Annotated in this window: 17 protein-coding genes; 14 read left to right on the forward strand and 3 right to left on the reverse strand. The window is 28.3% G+C overall.

The features are described 5' to 3' along the window. Window positions 1–172 precede the first annotated feature (172 nt). The 3 genes from BFL38_RS04470 to BFL38_RS04480 all read right to left on the reverse strand — a co-directional run bounded on the left by BFL38_RS04470 (window position 173) and on the right by BFL38_RS04480 (window position 3,247). Window positions 173–1,015, reverse strand: coding sequence for a 3-hydroxyacyl-CoA dehydrogenase family protein (locus tag BFL38_RS04470; protein ID WP_069725916.1), 843 nt, complete (start codon window positions 1,013–1,015; stop codon window positions 173–175). Window positions 1,016–1,107: 92 nt separating this feature from the next. Continuing rightward, on the reverse strand, window positions 1,108–1,884 hold the full coding sequence (locus tag BFL38_RS04475; protein WP_069725917.1) for an enoyl-CoA hydratase-related protein: 777 nt from the start codon (window positions 1,882–1,884) through the stop codon (window positions 1,108–1,110). Between the two features lie 175 nt (window positions 1,885–2,059). Continuing rightward, on the reverse strand, window positions 2,060–3,247 hold the full coding sequence (locus BFL38_RS04480) for an acetyl-CoA C-acetyltransferase (protein ID WP_069725918.1): 1,188 nt from the start codon (window positions 3,245–3,247) through the stop codon (window positions 2,060–2,062). A 302-nt stretch (window positions 3,248–3,549) separates the two neighbouring features. Between BFL38_RS04480 and mutL the strand changes: the two genes are divergently transcribed. The 14 genes from mutL to BFL38_RS04555 all read left to right on the forward strand — a co-directional run bounded on the left by mutL (window position 3,550) and on the right by BFL38_RS04555 (window position 18,931). Continuing rightward, window positions 3,550–5,400: a DNA mismatch repair endonuclease MutL gene (gene mutL, locus BFL38_RS04485; protein WP_069725919.1), complete on the forward strand. Its 1,851-nt coding sequence runs from the start codon at window positions 3,550–3,552 to the stop codon at window positions 5,398–5,400. A gap of 353 nt (window positions 5,401–5,753) precedes the next feature. Then, the gene (locus BFL38_RS04490; RefSeq protein WP_069725920.1) at window positions 5,754–7,097 is read left to right on the forward strand and encodes a LysM peptidoglycan-binding domain-containing protein; all 1,344 of its coding nucleotides are present in this window, start codon (window positions 5,754–5,756) and stop codon (window positions 7,095–7,097) included. Between the two features lie 346 nt (window positions 7,098–7,443). Beyond that, on the forward strand, window positions 7,444–8,661 hold the full coding sequence (locus BFL38_RS04495; protein WP_069725921.1) for an ABC transporter permease: 1,218 nt from the start codon (window positions 7,444–7,446) through the stop codon (window positions 8,659–8,661). Continuing rightward, window positions 8,654–9,337 (forward strand): LolA-like protein, encoded by a 684-nt coding sequence (locus tag BFL38_RS04500; RefSeq protein ID WP_069725922.1) that lies wholly within the window; start codon window positions 8,654–8,656, stop codon window positions 9,335–9,337. The genes BFL38_RS04495 and BFL38_RS04500 overlap by 8 nt, the downstream gene beginning before the upstream one ends. A gap of 8 nt (window positions 9,338–9,345) precedes the next feature. Then, the gene (locus tag BFL38_RS04505) at window positions 9,346–10,404 is read left to right on the forward strand and encodes a hypothetical protein (RefSeq protein ID WP_069725923.1); all 1,059 of its coding nucleotides are present in this window, start codon (window positions 9,346–9,348) and stop codon (window positions 10,402–10,404) included. 271 nt (window positions 10,405–10,675) lie between these two features. Continuing rightward, window positions 10,676–11,119 carry a hypothetical protein gene (locus BFL38_RS04510; RefSeq protein ID WP_069725924.1) on the forward strand — a complete coding sequence of 148 codons (444 nt, stop codon included), beginning with the start codon at window positions 10,676–10,678 and terminating at the stop codon, window positions 11,117–11,119. Between the two features lie 413 nt (window positions 11,120–11,532). Continuing rightward, window positions 11,533–11,925: a hypothetical protein gene (locus BFL38_RS04520; RefSeq protein ID WP_069725926.1), complete on the forward strand. Its 393-nt coding sequence runs from the start codon at window positions 11,533–11,535 to the stop codon at window positions 11,923–11,925. A 126-nt stretch (window positions 11,926–12,051) separates the two neighbouring features. Beyond that, the gene (locus tag BFL38_RS04525) at window positions 12,052–12,507 is read left to right on the forward strand and encodes a hypothetical protein (RefSeq protein WP_069725927.1); all 456 of its coding nucleotides are present in this window, start codon (window positions 12,052–12,054) and stop codon (window positions 12,505–12,507) included. A gap of 99 nt (window positions 12,508–12,606) precedes the next feature. Then, the gene (locus BFL38_RS04530) at window positions 12,607–12,984 is read left to right on the forward strand and encodes a hypothetical protein (RefSeq protein ID WP_069725928.1); all 378 of its coding nucleotides are present in this window, start codon (window positions 12,607–12,609) and stop codon (window positions 12,982–12,984) included. Between the two features lie 346 nt (window positions 12,985–13,330). After that, window positions 13,331–14,389: an ABC transporter ATP-binding protein gene (locus BFL38_RS04535; RefSeq protein ID WP_069725929.1), complete on the forward strand. Its 1,059-nt coding sequence runs from the start codon at window positions 13,331–13,333 to the stop codon at window positions 14,387–14,389. Beyond that, window positions 14,386–15,204, forward strand: a complete 819-nt coding sequence (locus BFL38_RS04540; protein WP_069725930.1) for an ABC transporter permease — start codon at window positions 14,386–14,388, stop codon at window positions 15,202–15,204. Before BFL38_RS04535 ends, BFL38_RS04540 begins: the two co-directional genes overlap by 4 nt. A gap of 12 nt (window positions 15,205–15,216) precedes the next feature. Next, window positions 15,217–16,026 (forward strand): ABC transporter permease, encoded by an 810-nt coding sequence (locus tag BFL38_RS04545; RefSeq protein WP_069725931.1) that lies wholly within the window; start codon window positions 15,217–15,219, stop codon window positions 16,024–16,026. 15 nt (window positions 16,027–16,041) lie between these two features. Beyond that, window positions 16,042–17,244: an ABC transporter substrate-binding protein gene (locus BFL38_RS04550; RefSeq protein WP_069725932.1), complete on the forward strand. Its 1,203-nt coding sequence runs from the start codon at window positions 16,042–16,044 to the stop codon at window positions 17,242–17,244. 130 nt (window positions 17,245–17,374) lie between these two features. Beyond that, complete coding sequence (locus tag BFL38_RS04555; protein WP_069725933.1) at window positions 17,375–18,931, forward strand: bifunctional metallophosphatase/5'-nucleotidase; 1,557 nt, start codon at window positions 17,375–17,377, stop codon at window positions 18,929–18,931. Window positions 18,932–19,170: the final 239 nt, after the last annotated feature.

Below are 19,170 nucleotides of genomic sequence, written 5' to 3' on the forward strand. Positions count from 1 at the left end.
TAATATTTTTTTCATTATCAAATTTAATTTTAGCATTTATTAGGATATAATAGTAGTTACTGAAGCTTTTTTAATTATTCAGATTTTTAATATTTTAATTTCAAATAAAAAAATACGGGAAGATAATTAATATATCTTACCCGCATCTTGATATAAACTAATAAAAATAATATTATTTTTTAGTATAATCGTAGAAACCTTTTCCTGTTTTTTGTCCTAACAATCCGCCTCTAACCATTTTTCTAAGTAAAGCACTAGGTCTGTATTTAGGATCACCTGTTTCTCTTTGTAGAACTTCCATAATAGCAAGAACTATATCAAGTCCTATTAAATCTCCTAAAGCAAGAGGACCCATTGGGTGATTAGCACCTAATTTCATAGCATTATCAATACCTTCAGCAGAAGCAATACCCATAGAATATAATTCAATACCTTCATTAATCATAGGAACAAGTATACGGTTAACAACAAAACCAGCTGTTTCATTAACTTCTACTGGAGTTTTTCCTATTTCCTGAGATATTTTAATGATTTTTTCAACTACATCTCTAGGAGTATTAAGTCCTGAAATAACTTCAACTAATTTCATAACAGGAGCAGGATTAAAGAAGTGCATACCTACAACAGGTCTTCCTATTCCTGAACTTATTTCTGTAATAGAAAGAGAAGAAGTATTAGAAGCGAATATACAATCAGATTTACAAATTTTATGTAATTCAGAGAATGTTGTTTTTTTAACTTCTAAATTTTCAAAAGCAGCTTCAATAATTAAATCGGCATCTTTACAAATCTCTTTTAAACCAGTAGTAATTTTAGATAAAATTTTATCAGCATCAGCTTGCTGCATTTTACCTTTAGCTACTCTTCCAGCAAAACTTTTAGCAATTTTTTCTTTACCGCCAGCAGCAAATTCTTCTTTTATATCGCACAAATAAACTTCATAACCTTCTGTTTGAGCAAAAGCTTGTGCTATACCAGAACCCATAGCACCAGCACCAATTACACCTACTTTCATTTTATAACTCCTTAATTTTTATTATTACAGCTATAACTAATTTATAAAATTTATTTTTTATTATCATTAGATTTATAGCTTTAAATATTTTATTATTTATTAACAAATTTTTCAACTTTTCTTTTTTCTAAGAAAGCTTTCATACCCTCTTTTTGGTCCTCAGTTTCAAAACAATCGCCAAATAATTTTTCTTCTATAACGATAGCTTTGTCCATATCAACTTGTAAGCCTTCATTAATAGCTTTTTTACAATTTCTTACAGCTATAGGAGCAGCAGCAGCTATAGTATTAGCCAATTTTTCAGCAGCAGCCATAAGTTCTGCCTGAGGATAAACAGCATTAACAAGTCCTATTCTTAATGCTTCATCAGCTTTAATATTTTTAGCACTATAAATTATCTGTTTAGCCATACCTACTCCAACTATTCTAGGAAGTCTTTGAGTACCTCCGAAACCAGGAGTAATTCCTAAACCTACTTCAGGCTGACCAAATATAGCATTATCAGAACAAATACGAATATCGCAGCTCATAGCTATTTCACATCCTCCGCCCAAAGCGAATCCATTAATAGCAGCTATTACAGGAATAGGAAAAGTTTCTATTTTTCTAAATACATCATTTCCTTTTTTACCAAAAGCTTCACCTTCTGCTTTACTAGATGTACTCATTTGAGATATATCAGCACCAGCAACAAAAGATTTTTCGCCGGCACCTGTTAATATTAAACATCTTATATTATTAATATTTACAGAATCAAAAGTTTTTTCGATTTCATCTAAAACCTGAGAATTAAGAGCATTAAGAGCTTTTTCTCTGCTTATGGTTATAATACCAATCATACCTTTTTCTTCATATTTAATGAATTCCATTTTTTCTCCTTATCACTAAAATATTATCATAACCCATAATTTTTATATTATATACTAGCCTTTGTATTGAAGAAATAATACAAAGGCTAATAAATTAATAACCTTAATTATTTAAAAGTTATTTTCATTAATAAATCAGACTAAACACTATCTATATTTAATAAACAAAAAAATACTACTCTCTTTCTACTATAGTAGCACAGCCCATACCGCCGCCGATACAAAGAGTAGCAAGACCTCTTTTAGCATTTTTAGCTTCCATTTCATGAAGTAATGTAACTAAAATTCTGCAGCCTGAAGCACCTACTGGGTGTCCTAAAGCTATAGCTCCGCCATTAGGGTTAAGCTGTTTTTCTACATCAATACCTAATTCTTTACCAACTGCAACTGACTGAGCAGCGAAAGCTTCGTTAGATTCAATGATATCGAAATCTTTAATAGTTAATCCTGTTTTAGCTAATAATTTTTTAGTAGCAGCAACAGGTCCAATACCCATAATTCTAGGTTCAACACCGCCTAAACCGCCTGCAATCCAAGTAGCCATAGGTTTAATACCTAATTCTTTAGCTTTTTCTTCGCTCATTACTACTACTGCAGCAGCTCCGTCATTGATACTAGAAGCATTACCAGCTGTAACTTTTCCGCCGTCTGGTTTGAATGCAGGTTTTAATTTAGCTAAACTTTCTACTGTAGTTCCAGGTCTTGGACCTTCATCTTTATCAAATACTATCTCGCCTTTTTTAGTTTTAATAGTTACAGGTACTATTTCTTTTTTGAAAGCACCAGCTTCCTGAGCTTTAACGGCTTTTTGCTGAGAATTAGCAGCAAATGCATCTAATTCTTCTCTAGTAAGTTTCCAATCATCACAAACATTTTCTGCTGTTATACCCATGTGATAGTTATTGAATGCATCCCAAAGAGCATCATTAACCATAGTATCTATTATTGTATCATTACCCATTCTGTAACCATAACGAGCTTTTTTAAGTGCATAAGGTGCTAATGACATATTTTCAGTACCGCCTGCAACTACTATATCAGCATTTCCAGCAGCGATCATATTAGCAGCAATATTTACAGCATCAAGTCCTGAACCGCAAACAACATTTATTGTCATAGCAGGTACTTCTACAGGTAAGCCTGCTTTTATAGAACTTTGACGAGCAACATTCTGACCTTGTGATGCTTGTATAACACAACCCATATATACCATATCAACTTGATTAGGAGCAACTTTAGCTCTATTTAAAGCTTCTTTTATAACTATTGCACCAAGTTCAGCAGCTGGAACTGTACTTAAAGATCCGCCCATACTTCCTATTGCTGTACGGCAGGCACTTGCTATTACTATTTTTCTAGACATTTTTAATCTCCAAAGAATTATTAGTTTTCACATTCATATTTAAACGTAAAATATTAATGTGTTGCTTTTATTATAGTACATTTTTTTATTAAATTCAATTAAATATTAATTTTTTTTATTATAAATAGTAATAGTATATTATTTTAGTAATTATAAATAATAAATGAACTAAATAGATACTTTACTATTATATGGTTACAAAAAAAATCATATTTCTATATATTAACATATCATACATCTATATTATGTATATATAATTTTTTATATCTTTTTATTAGTTTTTATGATAGAATATCAATATTATGATTAAAAATATTATAAAATTACCGCAATCTGTAGCTAATCGTATAGCTGCCGGAGAAGTTATAGAAAGACCTGCATCTATGCTTAAAGAATTATTAGAAAATGCAATAGATTCAGGAGCTTCAAATATAGAAGTCTCAGTAGAAGAAGCCGGTATTAGATCTATGATAGTAGAAGATGATGGAAGCGGAATAAGATTCAATGAACTTCCTCTAGCTATAACTCATCATGCTACAAGTAAAATACATTCTATAGAAGATTTGGATTCAATATATACATTAGGCTTTAGAGGAGAGGCTTTAGCATCTATATCCGATGTTACAAATTTAGAAATTGTTTCAAAAAGTGTAGAAGAAAGCAATGGAGGAAAAATACTAGTAGAAGGAGGTAAGATAATAGAACATAAACCTGCTGCTGCTTCACAGGGTACGAAAATTATAGCCAAAAATCTATTCTTTAATATACCTGCAAGATACAAATTTCTTAAACATATTTCAAGAGAATTTTTCCTAGTTAAAGAAGTTTTTGATATGGAAGCATTAGTACAGCCTAATATTTCTATGAAACTTAAAAATAATGGTAAAGTTGTAAGTTCATATATAAAAGCAGATACTCTAAAAGAAAGAATAGAAAATTACTTATCTGACAGCAATATATTTAGAAATTTAATAGAAATTGAAATAGAAAAAGATGATGTATCAATATACGGTTTATTTTCAAATTCTAAAATAAGCCAATCTATAAGAAAGAATAATTTTATATTTCTAAATAACAGACCTATAGAAAATAGAGTTCTTGCTTATGCTATTAAAAATGCATACTCTAATGCCATACCTAAAGAGAGATATCCATTCTTTTTCCTATACATTAATATTGACAGCAGCAAAATAGATGTGAATGTTCACCCAAGCAAAAAAGAAGTGAGAATAAAAAATGAAAGAGAAATATCAGGTATACTGTATAATACTATAGTAAATAATATAAACTCAGGAAACAATTTAGATTCTGTTAATATAGAAATAGATATTGATAAAGATATAACCCCTACTTTTCCAATACAGAATAATAATTACAATACATATAATACTTCAAATTATAATACTGAATCATCAAATAAAAAAAAATATGATAATATAAACTATTCAAATAGCAGCTATAGAGAATATGATTTAAATAATAACGGCAATATAACAAATATAATAGAAGAAAATAATATTAATAAAGAAATAAATTTAAATAATAATAATTTTAATACTAATAATATGGAATTTGGAGAGTACACAAGAGCCATAGGACAGGTATTTTCTTCATACATAGTAGCTGAAAGAGGCGGAGAAATGTATATAATAGATCAGCATGCCGCTTATGAAAGGCTTAATTATGAGAGAATATACAAAACTCTTATGTCAAAAAAAATAGAGTATGAAAAACTTCTTATACCATGCGAAATTGAGTATAGAGATTATGAAATAGATATTTTAAATGCCTCAAAAGAATCAATAGAATCAATAGGTATAAAATTTGAAACTAATTCAAAACATAGCATTATAATAGAAGATATACCAATATATATTCCTAGAAACCAAAAAATAGAAAAAATAATAAAAGACATTTTGGATATATATATTTCAAAAGGAGATAATAACAATTTAGAAAAAGTAATAAAGCATACTTGTTCTACTATATCATGCAAATATTCTCCTAAGGCTGGAGATAAACTTTCAAACAGTGATATGCAGACATTGCTTGATTTACTCGAAGAAGAAAATATACTTACAAATTGTCCTCATGGAAGACCTTTTGTATTAAGACTTTCAAAAGAATATTTAGATAAAAAATTCTTTAGATGATATATTTTTTTATTAATATAGTTGTTTCTAAACTAATTTTGTTTATTAATTATTGGGACTATCCTTTATTTAAATATTATTATCTTATTTAAAACTAAAACAATATATAAAAAATTACTATAAATAAAAACCATAGAATGTGTTTTTAATACTAACTATGTAAATTCACAAAATTGCAGCATCTCTACTCTATTCATATAAGTTAAATTTATTTGTCATAATATCCGATTTTAAAATGTAAAAATAACTTGAAAATCTTTAAATAATAATGTTAAATATATTAATAATTTTAAGGCAGGTTTATTATTAGAAACATAAAAAAGAATATAATAATTATTTTACTCATAATAATAATGTTATTTGCAAACTCTTGCGACACTTTTGATATGTATATAAGAAAAGCATTAGACGGTGTAAATTTATACGAACTTAGTATTTTTGGGGAATCACTTGGACGCGATATAAAAGTTGTAGAGCTTAGAGGTTTTGATGTAAATAATTTTAGAAGCGATAGAGTTTCATACTATATAAATAGATATCAAGGAAGCTGGAAAAACTATATGCAAAAAATTATAGACAGATCCCAAATATATCTTCCTTATATAAAAGAAGTATTTAAAGAAAAAGGAGTACCTGAAGATTTAGTTTACTTGCCTATAATAGAAAGCGATTTCAATCCTCAGGCAGTTTCTCATGCAGGTGCTGCCGGACTTTGGCAGTTCATGCCTATGACAGGTGCTATATATAATCTTAAAGTTAATTATTGGTCTGATGATAGATTTGACCCGGAACGCTCTACAAAAGCAGCTGCAGATCATTTAGTAAGACTCGATAAAAACTTTAAATCTTGGGTGATAGCTTTAATTGCATACAATGCAGGAGGAGGAAGAATATCAAAAGCCATAAGAGAAGTAAAAAGCAATGATTTTGAGGATTTACTAGCAGCAGACGTACTTCCTAAAGAAACTGAGGAATATATACCTAAATATGTTGCTGCTGTTATAATAGCTAAAAATCCTGAAAAATTTGGTTTTAAAGTAAATAAGCCTAAAGTAGTATTCCCTCAAGGTGATTTAGTTTATGTTGATGATGCTGCTGATTTATCCGTTATAGCCAAGATGATAGATGTTGATACTGAAGATTTAAAAGCTTTAAATCCTCATTTAGCAAGAGGAGTAACGCCTCCAGGTATGGTTAGATATCCTTTAAGAGTTCCGGAAGGATTGGGAAATAAATTTAATGAAACTTTTGCTAAAATACCTGCTTCAGAAAGAGTTACTTTTAGAAGACATGAAGTAAAAATGAATGAAACTCTTTCTCATCTTTCTAAATTTTATGGTGTGCCTATAAATGCCATAGTAGAAATAAATAAATTAAAATCAAGAAGTCTCAATATAGGTCAGCAAGTAATGATTCCTATTCAAGGTCTTGATAATGCTAAACAGGTGGATTTGGCACAATATGAAGAAGAACAGCAAAGAATAAGAGAAGGTAAATTCGTTTATTTTGAATCTTTGCCGCCGCCTGATTATGAATATAAAGATATAATGTATCATGTCAGATCTGGGGATACTCTTTGGATTATAGCAAGAAGATTCCATATTGATATAGCAGAAATAAAAGCTTGGAATAAATTAAACAGCAATGTTCTTTCTATAGGAACAGAAATATTTTTAAGAATTCCTGTAAATAAATAATATTTATTTAAGTTTTTCATTTATGAGAGTTTCTAATCTATTCAGTATTTTAGTTCTTCTTTCCCAAAGATAATCAACCATAGAATCATATATTTTTATCTGTTTCTGAAAAGAATAAATAGTTTGTCATCTCTATGTAATCTTTCTACTTCACCGAATAGGCACCTACTCGGTGGTGACCCATACGAAGTACGCCTGCGGCGAGAAGCAAAAGGACTGCATACTTATATACTGAAATGATGGTTTATGTAACATATAAAACATTATTTTTATAATTGATAAATTATAAAAATTTAATATACAATCTTGTCAAGTAGTTTTGAAACAAGTCTAATGGGACAAACAAATGAATATAATAAAATTAGCTTTTGATAATCTCTGGTATAATAAAACCAGAACAATTTTAAATATGATACTTATTATAGTGTCTTTCGTATCTCTTATGATGATAAGCGGGTATAATAACTTTACAAAAGAAGGAATTATTACAAGTATAAATACAAGCGGAGGCTCTATTGTAATAGCTGATAAATCATATTGGGATAAAAAAAGCGAAAAAATTAATATGCTTAAAGATAATGATTTTGAAATTATTTATAAAAAACTTGAAACTATAAATGAAGTTAATGATTATCAGAAAAAACTAGATATAGGCGGACTTATAGGCAATGAAAATAAAAGTAAATTCTTTTCAGGATATGCTTATGAAAAACCTTCAAAAATCATGTCGTCAGTTTCTTTAAAGTCTGGTACACCTATATTTGATGATGATATTAATACTATGGTGCTAGGTAAAGATTTAGGAGAGTTTTTTAATCTCAATTGTGATGAAGAGACTTATTTAAATTTGATGACTGATTTTGGAGAGGGCATAAGTTTAGGTTCTTTAATGGCGGTTGGTTTGATATCATTAAATAATAGTGCTTCAGATGCTATTACTATTTACTGTCCTCTTAATGCTGTATATGAAGTATTTGGTCTTGAATATGGCGATGCTCATAATTTACTCATATATTTAAAAGATTATAAAAAGGCAGAGGAAATAAAAAACTATCTTAACAACTATTTTAATGAAAACAATTTAAATTATGAGGCTAAAGATTGGAAGGATTTGAATGCATTTTTGCTTTCTGTAATTGATATGAATACCAATAATTATTTAATAGCTTTGGGAGTATTAAGCATATTAGTATTTGTTTCAGTTATGCAGATGCTTACTACAAATTTTTTGGAGAGATTAAATGAGTTTGGCACTATGCGGGCATTAGGGATAAATATAAAAAATGTAACTTTACTTTTATTTTTGGAAATTATCATAATGGCAGTATTAAGTTCAGTTATTTCAATAATTATTTCTTACAGTGCTTCTGGAATACTTAATGCTTCAAACTTTATAATGAAATTTCCTGGGGCTACTGACGGTTATCCTTTAAGTTTATTACTAACATTTAAAGATACTGTTTTAATATTTGCATGGGTACTATCTGTATCAATTTTAGCAGGTATTTATCCGATAATAAAGGTTATAAAAATGCCTATAATAGAGGTTATAAAATATGTTTAGAAAAATTTTAAAAGTTTTATTTATAATAAGTATTTTATCTTTTAATTTGTATAGTCAGAATATATTTGATGATTTTGTTAATATTTACAATAGAGGAGGCAAAAGTTATAATATGTCTGGAACTTTTACTGATATAAAAGACGGAAAAAAAACTATTAATAATTTTGATATGATAGTTGGAAAAGATTATAAATTGATGTATTTAAAAGATAATAAAACTTTATTTTTAGCTAATAATCAGGGATTTTTTGTTCAGGGAGAGAAGCAGCTTTCTCCTTTAAAAATTTCAGGGAGCTATGTTGTAACGGGTGCTGCCAATATGAATGATTTGATGTCTATAAACTTTACTGATGATTATAAACTTGAAAGCATTGTAAGTGATGAAGAAGTGAATTTAGTAAAGAAAAATATAAGCGTTACTTATGCTAAGGCAATATTAAAAAAAACTTCTAATGGCTATAGTATAGATTTTTTTGACAATAGCGGTAAAGCATTAAAAAGAGGAATATATAAAATTAGTAATAATGCTTTTAATGATATGGAGTTTTATAATTTGATTATTAATAAGAATTTAAGCACAGTATGCCGTATAGAAACTACAGTGCCTTCAAATTATTCAAGTTCATATTTTAGAAGTGAAAACATGAAAATGCTTTTTAATTTATTTAAAGATTAATTGAAGAAATGAAAAATATAAAAATATATCTTATTTTTTTTATTATATCATCTATAGCATTCGCTGATATAACTCCTAAGTTCGGAATAAAAAATAATTTTAGTTATATGGATATGAAAGAGACGGCATTTATACCAAATTCTGTTTTAAGCAATGATACTTATTTTTATTTTGGATTTGAATATCTTAATAATAATTTTTATTTTTCATTTAAGCCGGCATTAAGAATATACACCAAAGATAACATAGATCTTATTTATGATAACGGTAATTTTATAAAGCAGACAGATAATAAAGCATATGCTTCTTTTACTTTTGATGAGATTCAATTTACATATATAAATGATATTTTGGGTTTTTATATAGGTAAAAGAAAATTTCATTTCGGAGAAGGTTTTAATAGGCAGTATATGTTTGTAGGAGAGAGCGTATTATATAATGATTTTGATGCTTTATATAACAGCGAGCTTAATTTTTATCAGGATAATATAACGCATTCTATAGGATTTATCACAGACACAAAGTCAATAGATTTATTAGAAAAACCAAAGTATTACAGAGCTTGGTATTATTTAAAATATTCTTCTTCACATTTGGGTTTAATGGCTATTACAAAATATAATTATGACTTAACACTTAAAAATAATTTAATGCTTGGTTTTGAGACTTCATATATATTTGATATAGGGTTTAAACTTTACGGAAATGTTACTTATAATATTTTAAGCAGTGATAATATAGGAAAAAGTCTTAATGATGTAAAAAGCCTTTTAGGAATAAATTATACTTTTATTTATAATTATGATTTTATATTAAGTCCTTATGTTGAATATTTTTATGAGGATAGTCATTCATTTTACTCTATAGGACTTTATTTATCTTTTCTTAACAATTTGTTTAATATAATAACTTATTTTTCTCATTCGCCTAATTATAAAATGGATTTAAATACTAAACTTCTTATCAACTATAATAATTTTAGTTTTACTTTTAATTATTATACTCCTTTCAATAGCAATGAAATTTTGGAGCATGCATTTGAAATAGGTTTGGAGTATAATTATTGATTAATTTTCCTAAGTAATATATTTTTTAATACTTTATTTATTTTTACTTACACTAAGTCTATTTACTAATTAAAGAAAATATATATTCTTATTTAATCTCATTTTTAAAAAATGTAACATTTTATTTAATACTTATAAAAACATATAATTAATAATATAAATTTTTTTAGTAATATTATTAAATATAGTGGTAAAATCACTTTTTAATTCATTGATTAATCTATATAAAAATATACAATGTGGTCAATTTAAAAATAGGAGCATTAATATTATGGTTAAAAAAATATTTTTATTTACTTTATTAGTATCAAGTTTTTTGGTAATTGGATGCAGCAACAAAGATAAGACAGGAATTCCACAATTATCTTATAAACCTAATGGAATATCTTCTGTTTATGAAGGCAAAGGTTATAAATTCTTTAGTATGGACGGCGACACTTATTCAGTAACTATTCAAAATGGAGGCATTAGCGGATTAGGTTCTCTTAGCTTTGATAAATCTAGTATTTATAGTATAAATGCTGATGGTGATGATGATTCTACAGGAAATTATAAAAATTATGTAGTATATAATGATTTTTATAATGGAATTATTATGTTATCTAAAACCGACAATAATATAGGAAATATTTATTTGACAAATATAGGCGGTTCAACAGTATCAGGAATTATTGATATTAATAGACCTGAAAGAAATATTCCAACTTCATATTGATTGGGATTTTAAAACAGAAAACAAAAAAATAGTTAAAGCTGATATAGGTTTTCGTTATAGTCCTATTCCAGTTGGAACTTTTACTAAAAAACAAGGAAGCTGGTATATTATGATCGATAGATTTATAACATCTATTAATAATATAAAATTTTTTTGGGAATATCATTAATTAGTTGAAAAATTATCTTTTAATTAATTGTTTAATTTACATAAAAATTTAGTAATTTATCGATTATAAAAAATGTTTTACATGTTGTATAAATTATTATTTATAGTATATAAACATATAGTTTTTTATTTTCATTAAAAAATATTTCATATACTATTGACACCATTTTTTTTTATCATAAATTAATGTTGATTAATTTTTAAAAATGTATATCATAATAGAATATTAAAAAAGGAGAAAAAGTATGATGAAAAAATTATTTTTATTTACTTTATTAGTTTCAAGTTTTTTAGTAATAAGCTGCAGCAACAAAGATACTACATCACCAACAGGTACAGGTATAGAACAGCAGTATAGAGGTTATAGATATAGTGGAGATGCGTCTTATAGTATGATGCCAGGTGTGCCTATGCCAACTACTATTACTATAAATAGTGATGGTTCTATTACATCATCATTTGCTGGTGGGGTTCAAACTGTGAACTTTGAAGCTAAGAATATATTTAATAATGGCGGCGGTAAATATACTTGTAATCAAGGTGCTGGTAATGCAACTTTCACATTTAGCGGAACAAGTTTAATCTTTGAAATGTCAGGAAATAATCTAGCAATGAGCGGTACTTTGACAAGAAATTAAACAATAAAAGTTTAATAAAATAAGGGGGGCTGTAAAAAGCCTCTTTTTCTATTATTAACTATTTTTATATTGACTAATTAAATGAAAACATATATCCTTACTGTAAGATTTAAAAGGAGAAAAAGTATGATGAAAAAATTATTTTTATTTACTTTGTTGTTTTCAAGCTTTTTAGTAATAAGCTGCGGAAATGACACTACAAATCCTGAAACAGAAGAACCTCTACCAGTTCCTGAAATAGAAAAACCTATATCAGTAGGAACGGGTATAGATTCCAAATATGTAGGTACTTATGAAAATAATTCTGCCCAAGGTGTAAATGGCAGTATGCAGGTAATTTATGAAGTTAGGGCTGATGGCGGAATAAGGACTACTATTAGATATGATGATCCTAGTTCAATTTTTGTCGGTAATATTAAGCCGGAATCTATTGATAAATATTCAGATACAAAATATAAATACTCTGGATCCTCATTAGCTGTAGATGAAATTTTAGAATTTAGTGAAGATGGTACTTTATTAACTCTTATTTCAAATATTTCTGATGATCCTGTTGTTCTTACAAAGAAAGTAACACAATAAAATAAATATTACATAAGAGGTAGTTTTTTACACCTTTTCTTATGTAATTTTAATTCTTATTAAATAAATATATAAAAAATTATAAAGAGGTTAGATATTATGAAAAAATTATTTTTATTTACTTTATTAGTTTCAAGCTTTTTAGTAATAAGCTGCAGCAACAAAGATACAACAGGATCAACAGCTGCAGTTATAGATTCTAAATGGCATGGTACTTATTCAGGTCCAGCAACAGATCCTATTGCTGGACAAGTAACTCTCACAATGGTTGTAGATGCTAATGGTATTACACTTACAGAGGTTGCTAGTACTGGAGAATCTGGATCTGCAACAATTCCAAATGCTCAAATAACTAAAGTATCAGATGATACATATACTGCTGGTAATGGTATATTTAAGTTTGTGTTTACCGCAGATTCTCTTACATACACTGATAGTGCTACTCCAATTAATGCAACACTATCGAAAACAAAATAATAATAAAGTTTAATAAAATAAAGGGGCTGTAAAAAGCCTCTTTTTTATTTGCATTGAAAAATATTTATATAAAAAAGTTATAAAAATATTTTATATACTATTGACATTATTTATATTTGTATTATATTGATTTTTAATAATAAATGATTTATGCAATAGCTCGAGTAATGGATATTCTTAGCAGGTGTATCTGTTGACTAAGAAAGGCTTATTATTAATCTATAATTAGCTAGAACGAAAAAAACCCTATGCGGGTAAGCGACGAGTAAACTGCGTTTTATACGTTAAGATGTATATACGTAATTTTACGGAGGCTATTGCAAATATACGCATAGGGGGCTTTATCATGAGCGATAATATTATCGTGTCTTTAAAAAATATCAATGTTTCCTACGATGAAAACTCTATATTAGAAAATCTTAATCTTGATATCAAAGATAAAGAATTTTTAACTCTCTTAGGACCTTCAGGCTGCGGTAAAACAACTATACTTAGAACTATAGCAGGCTTCATAAAACCTGATTCAGGAGAAGTGCTTTTTGACGGAAAAGTTATTAATGATACTCCTGCTTACAAGAGAGAAGTTAATACAGTGTTTCAGCGATATGCATTGTTTCCGCATTTAAATGTTTTTGAAAATATTGCATTCGGACTTAATCTTAAAAAAGTTCCTAAATCAGAGATTAAAGATAGAGTTCATCAAATGCTTAAAATGGTGAACTTAGAAAATTACGGAAACAGAAATATTGCAAGACTTTCAGGCGGTCAGCAGCAGAGAGTTGCAATTGCAAGGGCACTTATTAATAAACCTAGAGTTCTGCTTCTTGATGAGCCTTTGGGTGCTTTGGATTTGAAACTCAGAAAAGAAATGCAGATAGAATTAAAGAAAATTCAGCAGTCTTTAGAAATTACTTTTGTATATGTTACTCATGATCAGGAAGAAGCATTAACTATGAGCGACACTGTAGCGGTTATGAAAGACGGAGAAATACTTCAGATAGGAACTCCTGAAGATATATATAATGAACCTAAGAATGCATTTATAGCAGACTTCATTGGTGAAAGTAATATTATAGACGGGATTATGCATGATGATTATTCTGTAGAGTTTGCCGGCTATATGTTTGAATGCGTGGACAGAGGTTTTGAAAAATTAGAAAAAGTTGATGTTGTTATAAGACCTGAAGATATAATAGTTGTACCTCCTGACAATGCTAATATATCCGGTTTGGTGGAATCTGCTATATTTAAAGGCGTTCACTTTGAGATGGTACTTGATGCTCATGGTTATAAATGGATAATACACTCTACAGAAAAATGGGAAGCAGGTACTGAAATAGGGATAGATGTTGCTAAAGAAAATATACATATCATGAAAAAAACTGTAGAAGAGGTGATATTATGAAAACAAAAATACCGGCAATACCTTATTTAATCTGGACATTAGTTTTTGTATTAGTTCCTCTTTTTTTAGTTATATATTTTGCTTTTACAAATCAGAGCGGAGATTTTACTTTAAATAACTTTGCTAATGTTACAGCATTTACTCCTGTTATAGTTCGTTCTGTGGTTCTTGCATCTATTGCTACGATAATATGTTTGATACTTGCTTATCCTATGTCATATTATATATCAAGACAGGAAAAAACAGTTCAGCATGCTTTAATAATGCTTGTAATGCTTCCTATGTGGATGAATTTTCTTCTTAGAACTTATGCTTGGATGACTATATTAGAAAACAATGGACTTATAAATAAAGCTTTTATTTTTATGGGACTTTCACCTGTAAAACTCATAAATACTCAGACTGCTGTATTAATAGGAATGGTTTATAATTATCTTCCTTTTATGATACTTCCGCTTTATTCGGTTATGACTAAAATACATCATAGTTTGATAGAGGCTTCTCAGGATTTGGGAGCTAATTCTTTTAATGTATTTAGTAAAGTAATATTTCCATTAAGTTTGCCGGGAATGGCGGCAGGTGTTACAATGGTATTCGTTGCAGCGGTAAGTACATTTGTAATTTCTCGTATGCTTGGCGGCGGCTCTAATATACTTATAGGCGATTTAATAGAGATGCAGTTTTTAGGTATGTCTTATAATCCTAATTTAGGTTCGGCTATAAGTTTGGTTTTAATTGTAATATCTTTATGTGCTATTATGCTTATGCAGCAGATAGATGAAGAAGATGAAGATATTAATGGTATGTTTTTATAAGGATATGCCGTTATGATAAAGAAAATACTATCAAGAAGCTATATCGCTTTTATATTTTTATTTTTATATGCTCCAATAGCAATATTAATTTTTTTCTCTTTTAATAGGGCAAGAGGAAGAGGCGTCTTTACCGGTTTTACTTTGCATTGGTATAAAGAATTATTTTCCAATGATTTAATATTAAGTTCATTTGTTAATACCATAATAGTTGCGGCAGTATCTTCGGTATTTGCTACTATACTTGGTACAATGGCGGCAATAGGTATAAATAGTTTTAATAAAAAAATGAAAAGTGCTGTTATGGGTATTACTTATGTATCTATAATAAATCCTGAAATAGTAACAGGAATATCTTTAATGCTTTTATTCGTTATAATGAAGCTTAAATTTGGATTTACTACTTTAATATTAGCACATATAACTTTCAATGTACCTTATGTTATATTAAATGTACTTCCTAAGTTAAGACAGCAGGATAATAGTTTATATGAAGCGGCTTTGGATTTAGGCTGTACTCCTTCAATGGCTTTTTGGAAAGTTGTTATACCGGATATACTTCCAGGTATACTTGCCGGTTTTTTAATGGCATTGACTTATTCATTAGATGATTTTGTTGTAAGCTATTTTACTACAGGTATTACTTCTCAGACTTTGCCTATTACTATATATTCTATGACAAGAAAAAGAGTAAGCCCTGAGATTAATGCTATATCTACGGTTATATTTATAGTTGTGCTTGTAAGTCTTGTTGTTATGAATTTAAAAGAGATTAAAAAAGAAAAATATTTAATGCAGTTAAAAAGAAAAATAAATAAAAATTAAAAAAGGAGTAACAAAATGAAAAAGAAAATTTTGGCAGTTCTTATGCTGATTGCTATAGTATCAAATGCTCAAACTGTTGATCTAAATAAATTTGATACTAACTATTATCATAAGTACAAGGGGCAGAATTTATCAGTTAATGTTTATAATTGGGGCGAGTATATATCAGATGGTTCAGACGGTTCATTAGATGTAAATAAACTCTTTGAGGAGCTTACAGGAGTGAAAGTCAACTATTCTACTTTTGCCTCTAATGAAGAAATGTATGTTAAATTAAAAGTCGGAGGTATTCAGTATGATGTTATAATACCTTCTGATTATATGATAGAAAGACTTATAAGAGAAAATTTGATAAGAAAATTGAATTTTAATAATATTCCTGCAAATACTAATATCAATCAAAGATTTAAAAACCTTCCATTTGATCCTACAGGAGAATATTCTTTGGCTTATACTTGGGGTGTTACAGGAATAATATATAACAGACAGTTAGTAAGTGAAAAGGAAGCCGATATAGATTGGAAAATACTTTTCGATAAAAAATATCAGGGACAAATACTTATGTATTATAACCCTAGAGATGCTTTCGGAATAGCTCAGGCATATTTAGGATATTCTCTTAATACTACTAATGAATCAGAACTTGCAGAATGTGCTAAACTTTTAAAAAGTCAAAAACCTTTGGTACAGTCTTATGTAATGGATGAAATGTATGATAAGATGGAAGCTGGAGAGGCTGCTATAGGTGTTTACTATGCTGGGGACTCTTTAAGTATGATAGAAAATAATCAGGATTTGAATTTTGTTATCCCTAAAAAAGGAGCTAATTTATTTGTAGATTCTATGTGTGTACCTTCTTCTTCAGGTTCTCCTGAATTAGGCGAGATGTATATTAATTTCTTATCTGAACCTGAAATAGCTTTGGCAAATATAGAGTTTATTAATTATGCTTCTCCAAATGACGGAGCTATTGCTATAATGAGCAGTGAAATGAAGAATAATAAAATAATATATCCGGATAAGGAAACTTTGGATAATTGTGAGGTTTACATAACATTGCCTGATGAAACTAATATCTTAATGGAAGAATTATGGAATGAAATACTTTCTAATGATACTACATATAAAGGCTGGGTAATACCTGTTGCTTTGGGTGTTATAGTTCTTCTTTGCGTAGTTATTATTGTATTGAAAAAGATGAAGAGAAAAGAAAATTAATATTTTATTATAATAAATAAAAGCCTAGTATGTTTTAGCATGCTAGGCTTTTTTTATTTATAAAGAAATTATCTTGCAAAAGAGAATAATAGATATATAATTTTTATATAATGTTTGAAGGAGAACTAAAATGTTTAAAAGGGCTTATGTTATTTTATTATTATTTTTAATTATTTTTTCATATTCCTGCTCTAATTCTACTGCTAAGAAAACAGGAAATACAGGCAGTTTAACCATAATACACATGAATGATACCCATGGAAAAGATGAGCAAGAAATGGTTGTTAATAGTGATGTAAATCCTCCTGAAACTAATTATATGTATGGAGCAGCTAGAAGAGCTTCATATATAAAACAGGTAAAGTCTACTAATAATAATGTATTAGTTCTTCATGCTGGAGATACTATTACAGGAAGTGTATATTCTACAGTATTTCAGGGAAGAGATGAAGTTGATATTATGAATATGATTGGAGTTGATGCTGCTGCTGTTGGAAATCACTTTGTAGATTATGGACTTAGCAATTTCACAGAGATTATGAAAGAGAGAAAATTCCCTACGCTTTCTTTAAATATAAAAAATAAATCAGATAATAGTTATTATGCTGCCACATACATTGTTACAAATGTCAACGGGCTTAATGTAGCAATTATTGGTATAACAACTTCAGATTCTGTTTACAGTCCTAAAAATATTGAAGGTTTGGTATTTGAAGAAGAAATTAAATCATTAAAAGATTTCATAAAACAAACTCCGCTTAATACTACTAATGATCTTACAATATTGCTTAGCCATGTTGGATATGAAGCAGACAAAAAAATTGCTGAAGCTATTCCAAATACATTTGATATAATAATAGGCGGACATAGTCATACTGAATTGGAAAAAGCTGAAGTTGTTAATGGTACTCCTATAGTGCAGGCTGGTTCTTACGGACATTATTTAGGAAATATTAATTTGAATATTAATAATGGGGTAATGGATAAAAATAATTTAAATTATAAGTTAGTAGCTATGGATCAGACAATAGAGCAGGATAATGATATGCTTGCATTTATTGATGAGATGAAAGGTACAGTGGATAAAGAATTCAATGTAAGAATAGGCTCTTTACCTATGGAATTAGCTCATGAAGGAATAAGATCCAACTCTATGGCTATAGGAAATTTTGCATGCGATTTAGTAAAAGACTCTTATGAAAATGTTGATATTGTAATGATTAATTCCGGAAATTTAAGATCCGCATTAAAATCTGGGGATATTACTTTAGGAAACATACAGAATGAATTTGCTCCTTTTAACAATGAAGTTATAATAGTTTCATTGAATGGAAAAGATGTTCTTGATATGATAAAACTTTCTGGTAAAAAGAGAGGACTTGGAGGATTCCTACAGTATTCTAAAGGTATGGAAGTAAAATACACAGCAGACGGAGAGTTAGTATCTGCAAAATTGAATGGAGAGGATATAAGCGAAGCTAAAGATTACACTGTTATTTTATCAGATTTTGTATTTGACGGAGGAGACGGATATTTTGATGCCCAAAACAATCCGATTGGAAGAAAAGGAAAAAATGTTGTTCGTACAGGCAATGATATAAGAGATGCTTTAATATCAAAGATTAAAGAGTTTAATAATATTCCTGCTGATTATATTGATCAAAATCCAAGAGTAATATTTGAATAATAGTAATTAAAAGATAAATTAGAGTCTAGTTGTAATAAACTAGGCTCTTTTTTTATATATTATAACATTCTTAAAAAATTAATTTACACGCGGTAATTAGATTTTAAACATAAAAAAAATTATTTTGTATAAGAATTCATAATATAGTTTTCATTAAACGCGTGCTTAAGTGAGTGATGAATTTAAAAAAATAGGGTGGGGCATATTATTTCTATATTCATAAAATAGAAATAAAAAGT

Source organism: Brachyspira hampsonii (assembly GCF_001746205.1).
Taxonomy (GTDB): Bacteria; Spirochaetota; Brachyspiria; order Brachyspirales; family Brachyspiraceae; genus Brachyspira; species Brachyspira hampsonii_B.

Bases quoted from the DNA above. Each gene is read 5' to 3' on its own strand.
- BFL38_RS04470 (WP_069725916.1), bottom strand. From the start codon at position 1,015: ATGAAAGTAGGTGTAATTGGTGCTGGTGCTATGGGTTCTGGTATAGCA.
- BFL38_RS04475 (WP_069725917.1), bottom strand. From the start codon at position 1,884: ATGGAATTCATTAAATATGAAGAAAAAGGTATGATTGGTATTATAACC.
- BFL38_RS04480 (WP_069725918.1), bottom strand. From the start codon at position 3,247: ATGTCTAGAAAAATAGTAATAGCAAGTGCCTGCCGTACAGCAATAGGA.
- mutL (WP_069725919.1), top strand. From the start codon at position 3,550: ATGATTAAAAATATTATAAAATTACCGCAATCTGTAGCTAATCGTATA.
- BFL38_RS04490 (WP_069725920.1), top strand. From the start codon at position 5,754: ATGTTATTTGCAAACTCTTGCGACACTTTTGATATGTATATAAGAAAA.
- BFL38_RS04495 (WP_069725921.1), top strand. From the start codon at position 7,444: ATGAATATAATAAAATTAGCTTTTGATAATCTCTGGTATAATAAAACC.
- BFL38_RS04500 (WP_069725922.1), top strand. From the start codon at position 8,654: ATGTTTAGAAAAATTTTAAAAGTTTTATTTATAATAAGTATTTTATCT.
- BFL38_RS04505 (WP_069725923.1), top strand. From the start codon at position 9,346: ATGAAAAATATAAAAATATATCTTATTTTTTTTATTATATCATCTATA.
- BFL38_RS04510 (WP_069725924.1), top strand. From the start codon at position 10,676: ATGGTTAAAAAAATATTTTTATTTACTTTATTAGTATCAAGTTTTTTG.
- BFL38_RS04520 (WP_069725926.1), top strand. From the start codon at position 11,533: ATGATGAAAAAATTATTTTTATTTACTTTATTAGTTTCAAGTTTTTTA.
- BFL38_RS04525 (WP_069725927.1), top strand. From the start codon at position 12,052: ATGATGAAAAAATTATTTTTATTTACTTTGTTGTTTTCAAGCTTTTTA.
- BFL38_RS04530 (WP_069725928.1), top strand. From the start codon at position 12,607: ATGAAAAAATTATTTTTATTTACTTTATTAGTTTCAAGCTTTTTAGTA.
- BFL38_RS04535 (WP_069725929.1), top strand. From the start codon at position 13,331: ATGAGCGATAATATTATCGTGTCTTTAAAAAATATCAATGTTTCCTAC.
- BFL38_RS04540 (WP_069725930.1), top strand. From the start codon at position 14,386: ATGAAAACAAAAATACCGGCAATACCTTATTTAATCTGGACATTAGTT.
- BFL38_RS04545 (WP_069725931.1), top strand. From the start codon at position 15,217: ATGATAAAGAAAATACTATCAAGAAGCTATATCGCTTTTATATTTTTA.
- BFL38_RS04550 (WP_069725932.1), top strand. From the start codon at position 16,042: ATGAAAAAGAAAATTTTGGCAGTTCTTATGCTGATTGCTATAGTATCA.
- BFL38_RS04555 (WP_069725933.1), top strand. From the start codon at position 17,375: ATGTTTAAAAGGGCTTATGTTATTTTATTATTATTTTTAATTATTTTT.